Raw genomic sequence first — 6,680 nt, forward strand, 5'->3', positions numbered from 1 at the left:
CGGTGTGGTCACGGGCAAGTCGCCCGGGGCCGGGGATGTTCCGTGATCGTTCAGGGTGGAACCTTATCCTGGGGTGCCGGGTTGCAGCAGGTTTTTCGCCTGTCGGCGGTGCGTCGGCGGCCCCAGGATGGGAGGTGGCGGTGCTTCTGGCTTACGCGATGTTCGAGGGCGCCCGCGCCATGATGGCGCCGGCTCGGGTCGCTGCGGACCTGACCCGCCACGCCCTCCAGATGCCCGGCAATCCGCTCGCCTACGGGCCCTACGCCCGGGCGATCAGCGCCGGCTGCGAGATGTTCGAGCGCGCCACCCGCCGCTACGGCAAGCCCGCCTTCGGGTTCACCGAGACCCTGGTCGACGGGACAGCCGTCCCGGTCACAGAGCGCGTCGTCTGGGAGCGGCCGTTCTGCCGCCTGGTCGCGTTCGAGCGCGCCTTCATCACCCCGCCGGCCGAGCCGCAGCCGAAGCTGCTCATCGTCGCGCCGATGTCGGGGCACTACGCCACGCTGCTGCGCGGCACCGTGGAGGCGATGCTGCCGAACCACCGGGTCTACGTCACCGACTGGACCGATGCCCGGATGGTGCCGCTGGCGGTCGGGCGCTTCGATCTCGACAGCTACATTGACTACCTGCAGGAGATGTTCGCCGTCCTGGGGCCGGACCTGCACATCATGGCGGTGTGCCAGCCGGCCGTGCCGGTGCTGGCCGCGGTGGCGCTCCTGGAAGCCAAGGGCGCGCCCGTGGTGCCGGCCTCGATGACCCTGATGGGCGGCCCGATCGACACACGCCGCTCGCCAACCGCGGTGAACTGCCTCGCCCAGGAGCGCGGCCAGACCTGGTTCGAGCGCAACACGATCAGCCTGGTGCCGCCCGTGTTCCCGGGGGCCTGGCGCCGGGTCTATCCGGGCTTCCTGCAGCTCTCGGGCTTCATGGCGATGAACCTCGACCGCCACGTTACCGCCCATTCGGACATGTTCGACCATCTGGTGAAGGGCGACGGCGATTCCGCCGAGAAGCACCGGGAGTTCTACGACGAGTACCTGGCGGTGATGGACCTCACCGCGGAATACTACCTCCAGACCGTGCAGACGGTCTTCGTCGACCACGACCTGCCCAAGGGCCGGATGCGCCACCGCGGCACCCCGGTCGATCTCGGGGCGATCCGCCGCTGCGCCATCCTGGCGGTGGAGGGTGAGAACGACGACATCTCCGGCGTCGGCCAGACCAAGGCGGCCCTCGACCTGACGCCGAACCTGCCCGAGGCTCGCAAGGCCTATCATCTCCAGGCGGGCGTCGGGCATTACGGGGTGTTCAACGGCTCGCGCTACCGCACGGTGATCGCGCCGCGGATCGCCGCCTTCATCCGCGTTCAGCAGGTGGAATCCGGCACACGCGGCGCGCATCTGCGCCAGGTGGGCTGAAGCCGGTCCAGGCGCGCCTCTCCCTCCCCCGCAGAGCTACGATGTTTCACACATCGGCTTGCGAAAGGCGCCACGCGCCCCCTCTCCCGCACGGGAGAGGGGACCCGCGCCACATCCGGGGTGTGTGATCCGATAGTCCACAAGGGGAGGGGGCGCGTCCCTCAAACCTTTGGCTGCCGGCGCAGGCGCGTGAGCCCGTGAACCCGACCGGGTGGTCGCGGTGCATTTTGAATTCTCTTTCGCGCCCGATGGCGCGAGGCTTGCGAGACGGCGTCCGTGAGCATGATGACCGTCGATCCGACTGCGCCCCGCCTGCCGTTTCAGCCATCGTCCCGTCCCCGGCGGGCGCGAAGGCGTGCGCCTGATGCGGAAAACCAGAATTCGATTCTCCAGAACCGTCTTGCGATAGCAGGAAACTGGCGCATGCTGCCGCTTCCGTGAAACTCAGGCTGTCCTGGCCCTGAGTCACGGCCGGGATACCGCACCGTCGCCGTCGAATCCTTCACACGCTGCATCCGCGATGCAGGCCCGCACCGGCCAGGGAGATCACGATGGACCGCAGGACCTTCCTCAAGGGCTCGGCCGCGATCGGGCTCGCCGCCCCGCAGATCGCGAGGCCGGCTCTGGCGCAGGGCGCCAAGGTGCTGCGCTTCGTGCCTCAGGCGAACCTCGCCAATTTCGATCCGATCTGGGGCACGCAATACGTCGTGCGCAACGCCGGCACCCTCGTCTGGGATATGCTCTACGGGGTCGACGCCCAGCTGAAGCCCCAACGCCAGATGGTGGAGTCCGAAGAACTCTCGGGCGACCATCTGACCTGGACCTTCCGGCTGCGTCCCGGGCTCAAGTTCCATGACGGCGAGCCGGTCCTGGCCAAGGACGTCGTCGCGAGCCTGACCCGCTGGATGGCCCGCGACCCGCTGGGCCTGATGATCCGGGCGATCCAGGACGATCTCGCCGCCGTCGACGACCGGACGTTTCGATGGCGCCTGAAGAAGCCGTTCCCGAAACTTCTCTACGCGCTCGGCAAGACCAACGCCCCGATGGCCCTGATCATGCCGGAGCGGATCGCCAAGACCGACCCGTTCACGCAGATCACCGAGTATGTCGGCTCCGGCCCGATGACCTTCGTGCGCAACGAATGGGTGCCGGGCGCCCGGGCCGTGTTCCAGAAGTTCGCTGACTATAAGCCCCGCGACGAGCCGAATTCCTGGCTGGCCGGCGGCAAGCAGATCCTGGTCGACCGGGTCGAATGGGTGATCATGCCGGACGCCGCCACCGCCTCGGCGGCGCTGCAGAACGGCGAGGTCGATTGGTGGGAGAACCCGATCTCCGACCTCGTGCCGCTCCTGCGCAAGAACGCCAACCTCAACGTCGATATCGCCGACCCGCTGGGCAATGTCGGGTCGTTCCGGATGAACCACCTCTATCCGCCCTTCGACAACCCGAAGATTCGCCAGGCCGTGCTCACCGCCATGAGCCAGGAGGATTACATGCGGGCGATCGTCGGCGACGACGACAGCCTGTGGAAGCCGCTGCCGGGCTTCTTCACCCCGGGCACGCCTTTGTTCAGCGACGCCGGCGGTGCCCAGGTCGGCAAGGGCGACATCAAGCTCGGCCAGAAGCTGCTCAAGGAAGCCGGCTACAAGGGCGAGCCCGTGGTCTGCGTCGTGGCGCAGGACCAGCCGATCACCAAGGCGCAGGGCGACATCACCGCCGACCTGCTGAAGCAGATGGGCTTCAACGTAGATTTCGTCGCCACCGACTGGGGCACCACCGGCACCCGCCGGGCCTCCAAGGCGCCGCCGAGCCAGGGCGGCTGGAACATGTTCCACACCTGGCACGCGGGCGCCGACGCCATCAATCCGGCGGGCTACCCGGCGGTCCGGGCCAGCGGTGACAAGGCCTGGTTCGGCTGGCCGAACGTCCCGCCCGTGGAGGCGGCCATCACCGAGTGGTTCGACGCCGCCGATCCGGCCGCCGAGAAGGCCGCCATCGACAAGGTCAACGCCGCTGCCTGCGAGGGCGTGGTCTACGTGCCGACCGGGTTCTTCCTCGGCTACCAGGCGTGGCGCAAGACCGTCTCGGGCATCGTGAAGGGACCGATCCCGTTCACCTGGGGGGTGTCGAAGGCGTGATGGGGCGGGCGATGGTCAGGTCGGTACGCCCAGTGCGGGCTCCCTCCCCCCTCTGCGGGGGAGGGTACCCTGCGAAGCAGGGGGGGAGAGGGGAGCGACGGTGCAGGATCGGGCTGAGGCCTTCACACCTGCCGCGCCCCTCTCGGAAGCGTCGCTCCCCTCTCCCGACCCCTGCTGACGCAGGGGCCACCCTCCCCCGCAAAGGGGGGAGGGGGCGCGGCGGCGCTCGCCGCACCCTCGGCCCGGCACGATAGCGGAGGACCCATGCTCGGCTATATCGGCAGGCGCATCCTGGCCACCATCCCGGTGATGGCGGTGGTCGGCTTGTTCGTCTTCAGCCTTCTCTACTTCGCCCCCGGCGACCCGGCCGCGATCATCGCGGGCGACCAGGCGACGCCGGACGACGTGGCGCGCATCCGCGCCTCGCTCGGCCTCGACCGGCCGTTCCTGGTCCGGTTCGGCGAATGGTCCTGGCAGATCCTCCACGGGGATCTCGGCACCTCGATCTTCACCAACCTGCCGGTCACCACGATGATCGGCCAGCGGGTGCAGCCGACCGTGTCGCTGATGCTGGTCACCCTGATCCTGGCGATCGTGGTGGCGGTGCCGCTCGGCGTCGTGGCGGCCTGGAAGGCCGGCAGCCTGATCGACCGGCTGGTCATGGGTCTCGCCGTGCTGGGCTTCTCGGTGCCGGTCTTCGTGGTCGGCTACGTGCTCGCCTACGTGTTCGCCCTCGAACTCGGCTGGCTGCCGGTGCAGGGCTACACGCCGATCGAGCAGGGCCTGTGGCCGTGGTTCGCGAACCTGATCCTGCCCGCGGTGACGCTGGGCCTCGTCTACATCGCGCTGATCGCCCGGGTGACGCGGGCGACCATGCTGGACGTGCTGAGCCAGGATTACGTCCGCACTGCCCGGGCCAAGGGTCTGGGGCAGGGGCCGGTTCTGTTCATCCACGCCCTTAAGAACGCCGCGGTGCCGATCGTCACCGTGATCGGCATCGGCATCGCGCTCCTGATCGGCGGCGCCGTGGTCACCGAGACGGTGTTCGCGATCCCCGGCCTCGGGCGCCTCACCGTCGATGCGATCCTGCGCCGTGATTACCCGGTCATCCAGGGCGTCGTCCTGCTGTTCAGCTTCGTCTACGTGCTGGTGAACCTCGCCATCGACCTGTTCTACACCTTGCTCGACCCGAGGATCCGCTATTGACCGCGACCGTCGCGCCTCTCTCCGGTCCGCCCCTCGCCAGGGATCCGTCGCTCAAGGACCTGCCGCCCAAGGGGCCGCCCCCCGCGGGCCTCGCCGTCGCCACGCCGATGCCGGACGTGATCCCGGCGCGCAAACGGCGGGGGCCGGTCTGGACCTATGTGCGCCGCAACCCGACCATCGTGGTCGGCGGCCTTCTGCTGCTGATCGTGCTCCTGATGGCTTTGCTCGCGCCCTATCTCGGCACCGTCGATCCCACCGCGCTCGCCCCGGCCAAGCGCACCCGCGTGCCCTCGGCCCAGTACTGGTTCGGCACCGACATGCTCGGCCGGGACATCTATTCCCGCGTGGTCTACGGCGCCCGCGTCTCGCTGCTGGTTGGCTTCTCGGTGGCGCTCCTCGCCTCGGTGGCGGGGCTCGCGGTCGGGCTGATCTCCGGCATGGTGCGCTGGCTCGACGGCATCGTCATGCGGATCGTCGACGGCATGATGTCGATCCCGCCGATCCTGCTCGCCATCACCCTGATGGCGCTCACCCGGGGCTCGGTCCAGAACGTCATCGTGGCGATCACCATCGCGGAGATCCCCCGGGTCGCCCGGCTGGTCCGGGGCGTCGTGCTGTCTTTGCGCGAGCAGCCCTATGTCGAGGCCGCCGTGACCACGGGCACCCGCATGCCGGCGATCATCTGGCGCCACATCCTGCCCAACACCCTGGCGCCCATGACCGTTCAGGCGACCTATATCTGCGCCTCCGCGATGATCACCGAGGCGATCCTGTCGTTCATCGGCGCGGGCGTGCCGCCTTCGACGCCGTCCTGGGGCAACATCATGGCCGAGGGCCGGGCCCTCTGGCAGGTCAAGTTCTACATCATCCTGTTCCCGGCGATCTTTCTGTCCATGACGGTGCTCGCGGTGAACCTCGTCGGCGACGGCCTGCGCGACGCCCTCGACCCCCGCATGGCCAAAGACGCATGAGACTGGACACATGAGGAGCCCCGGCGTGAGCGGCGTACCCCTCCTCTCCATCGAGAACCTGCAGGTCCATTTCCGCACCCCCGACGGGGCCAACCGGGCGGTGGACGGCGTGTCCTTCGCGATCCAGGCCGGCGAGACCCTGGCGATCGTCGGCGAATCCGGTTGCGGCAAGTCGGTGACTGCGATGTCGATCCTGCGGCTCCTGCCCGAGCCGCCGGCCAGCATCGCCGGCGCGATCCGGTTCGAGGGGACGAATCTCCTCGACCTGCCCGACCGGGCGATGCGCAAGATCCGCGGCAACGACATCAGCGTCATCTTCCAGGAGCCGATGACCAGCCTGAACCCGGTGCTGACGGTGGGCCGCCAGATCGGCGAGACCCTGCGGCTGCACCAGGGCCTGAGCCGGCGCGAGGCCGAGGCGCGGGCGGTGGAGATGCTGACGCTGGTCGGCATCCCCGAGCCGGTGCGCCGGGTGCGGGAATACCCGCACCAGCTCTCCGGCGGCATGCGCCAGCGGGTGATGATCGCCATCGCGCTGGCCTGCTCGCCGAAACTCCTGATCGCCGACGAGCCGACCACCGCGCTCGACGTGACCATCCAGGCGCAGATCCTCGACCTGATGCGCGACCTGAAGCGCCGGGTCGGCGCCGCGATCATGCTGATCACCCACGATCTCGGGGTGGTCGCCGAGGTCGCCGACCGGGTGGTGGTGATGTATGCCGGCCGGAAGGTCGAGGAGGCGCCCGTCCGCGACCTGTTCCGGGCGCCGCGCCATCCCTACACCCGCGGCCTGATGGGGGCGGTGCCCAAGCTCGGCGCGGTCGAGCACGGCGCCACCGAGCGGCTCGCCGAGATCCCCGGCATGGTCCCGAGCCTGAAGCAGCGGATCGAGGGCTGCGTCTTCGCCGGCCGCTGCCCGGACGTGACCGACCTGTGCCGCATCTACG

The 6,680-nt window shown here is 69.1% G+C and carries 5 protein-coding genes; all 5 read left to right on the forward strand.

The annotated features are described in order from the left end of the window. The first annotated feature begins 158 nt into the window (after positions 1-158). On the forward strand, positions 159-1,418 hold the full coding sequence (locus tag MKL20_RS05040) for a polyhydroxyalkanoate depolymerase (RefSeq protein ID WP_279594543.1): 1,260 nt from the start codon (positions 159-161) through the stop codon (positions 1,416-1,418). A 551-nt stretch (positions 1,419-1,969) separates the two neighbouring features. Further along, positions 1,970-3,556, forward strand: coding sequence for an ABC transporter substrate-binding protein (locus MKL20_RS05045; protein ID WP_244035763.1), 1,587 nt, complete (start codon positions 1,970-1,972; stop codon positions 3,554-3,556). Positions 3,557-3,820: 264 nt separating this feature from the next. Further along, a complete protein-coding gene (locus tag MKL20_RS05050) occupies positions 3,821-4,762 on the forward strand; it encodes an ABC transporter permease (RefSeq protein ID WP_243969483.1) in 942 nt (313 codons plus the stop codon). Beyond that, positions 4,759-5,733 carry an ABC transporter permease gene (locus MKL20_RS05055; protein ID WP_244035764.1) on the forward strand — a complete coding sequence of 325 codons (975 nt, stop codon included), beginning with the start codon at positions 4,759-4,761 and terminating at the stop codon, positions 5,731-5,733. The genes MKL20_RS05050 and MKL20_RS05055 overlap by 4 nt, the downstream gene beginning before the upstream one ends. Positions 5,734-5,743: 10 nt before the next feature. Next, positions 5,744-6,680 (forward strand): ABC transporter ATP-binding protein (locus MKL20_RS05060; protein WP_244035765.1); only part of this gene is annotated, 937 nt, incomplete at its 3' end.

The sequence above is a fragment of the Methylobacterium sp. E-066 genome, from assembly GCF_022829635.1.
Classification (GTDB): Bacteria; Pseudomonadota; Alphaproteobacteria; order Rhizobiales; family Beijerinckiaceae; genus Methylobacterium.

Excerpts from the sequence above, each read along its gene's own strand:
- MKL20_RS05040 (WP_279594543.1), top strand. The coding sequence starts at position 159 with ATGTTCGAGGGCGCCCGCGCCATGATGGCGCCGGCTCGGGTCGCTGCG.
- MKL20_RS05045 (WP_244035763.1), top strand. The coding sequence starts at position 1,970 with ATGGACCGCAGGACCTTCCTCAAGGGCTCGGCCGCGATCGGGCTCGCC.
- MKL20_RS05050 (WP_243969483.1), top strand. The coding sequence starts at position 3,821 with ATGCTCGGCTATATCGGCAGGCGCATCCTGGCCACCATCCCGGTGATG.